This is a genomic window from Amycolatopsis sp. SID8362 (assembly GCF_010550475.1).
Lineage (GTDB): Bacteria > Actinomycetota > Actinomycetes > Mycobacteriales > Pseudonocardiaceae > Amycolatopsis > Amycolatopsis eburnea.
Map to the genome: position 1 here is coordinate 1 of NZ_JAAGNB010000417.1, position 1,731 is coordinate 1,731.

Here is a 1,731-nt window from a genome sequence, read left to right on the forward strand (position 1 = left end):
GGTCAGGTCGAGCACGCCGAGCCCGCCCCCGCGCGCGACGGCGGCGACCCCGCGCGCCGACGGCCACCGCAGCGGCGACACGGCGACGACGAGCGCGGAGCCGTCTTTCGACAGACGCATGGGAACTCCCGCTACGCACGAATGGGTGATGGGCAACGGGGTGTACTTAAGCGGGTTCCTTCCACCTCGTCAACAACCCACCGCGATTTCATCGCCGCGGTTCAGAAAATTCGGGATGGACCAGGCCGGGAGCGCAAGAATTTAACGTCGCCGTCATGTTCCCCGTGTCCGGGATGCGGGAGCGGATTGCCGGCGGCGACGCCCGGACCGGTTCCGGGCAGTGGTCCACCGGACGTACGCCACCGGACGGCGCAAGCCATCCCGCCTGGTGGACGCCGGGCGGTTACCCGCACCGGCCCACTCCGACCGGCGGGTCGGAAGTTTCGGCATTGCTACCACGGCATAGCGGGAAAGTAATACCGACCGTCCGGTATCCCGTATGCGACGACCACATCGGACACCCCATTTCCGGCCATCGGGAACTATTGGCCATTGCCTTTTCAGGCGTCCTGAATAATCCGCCGAGGAATGCTTCACGCGGCTCGCGGCCGATCCGGAGTCCACTATGGATTCGGCGGTGGCCCGGATTCCCGGTGCTCACACGACCGGACGCGAGCCCGCCGGTCACCCCGGCAACGCCCCTCCGGCAGCGCGACCGCCGGTATTCGAGCGAACACCATCAGTACTCCGGTCGTCACCCACCTGGCGCTGATGATCGCAATCTTCCCCCGCCGCGTTACAAATTTCGCCTGAGAAAATCTGAAGACATTTCGCATACCCGTCGGTAACAGTGGACGTACCGTCTAAGCTTGGACTGATCGTCCAACAAGGAGGCGCTGTGGACTACTGGTACACCGACGACCGCTCGGGCACGCGGTACCCGGGCGACCCGCTGCGGTGGCGCGGCGACGACGGCACCCCGCTCACCGTCGCGCCGCTGCCCGGGCTCGGCTCCGGCGACGTCGACACCGGAGTCCGCTCGCTCTGGCGGTACCGGGCCGCGCTGCCCGGCGACCTCCACCCGGTCTCGCTGGGCGAGGGCTGCACCCCGCTGGTACCGCAGCGCTGGGGCGGCACCGACGTCCGGTTCAAGCTCGAGTGGTTCAGCCCAACCGGCAGCTTCAAGGACCGCGGCTCCAGCGTGCTGGTGTCCGCGCTGGCCGGCGCCGGGGTGAAGCAGCTCCTGGAAGACAGCTCCGGCAACGGCGGCTCGTCGATCGCGGCCTACAGCGCCGCGGCCGGGATCGCGGCGACCGTCCTGGCCCCCGAAGGGACCTCGCCCGCCAAGGTGCTGCAGACCCGCGCGTACGGCGCCACCGTCGAGCTGGTGCCCGGCACCCGGGACGACACCGCCGCCGAGGCCGTCCGGCGCTCGGCCACCACCACCTACGCCAGCCACAACTGGCACCCCTTCTTCCTGCAGGGCACCAAGACCCTCGCCTACGAGCTCTGGGAGGACCTCGGCTTCCGCGCACCCGACGCCGTCGTCACGGTCGCCGGCGCGGGCAGCATCGTGCTGGGCTGCGACCTCGGGTTCGGCGAGCTGCTGGCGGCGGGCTCGATCACCCGGCGCCCGCGGCTGCTCGTCGCCCAGCCGCGGAACTGCTCCCCCGTCGACGCCGCCGTCCACGACCGGCAGCCGCCGCCGTTCGCGCCCACCGTCGCCGAGGG

General features: G+C 70.1%; 1 protein-coding gene. It reads left to right on the forward strand.

From position 1 onward, the window contains the following. Positions 1–898: 898 nt before the first annotated feature. Positions 899–1,731: pyridoxal-phosphate dependent enzyme (locus G3I65_RS13430; RefSeq protein ID WP_160696399.1), on the forward strand; the 833-nt coding region annotated here is incomplete at its 3' end.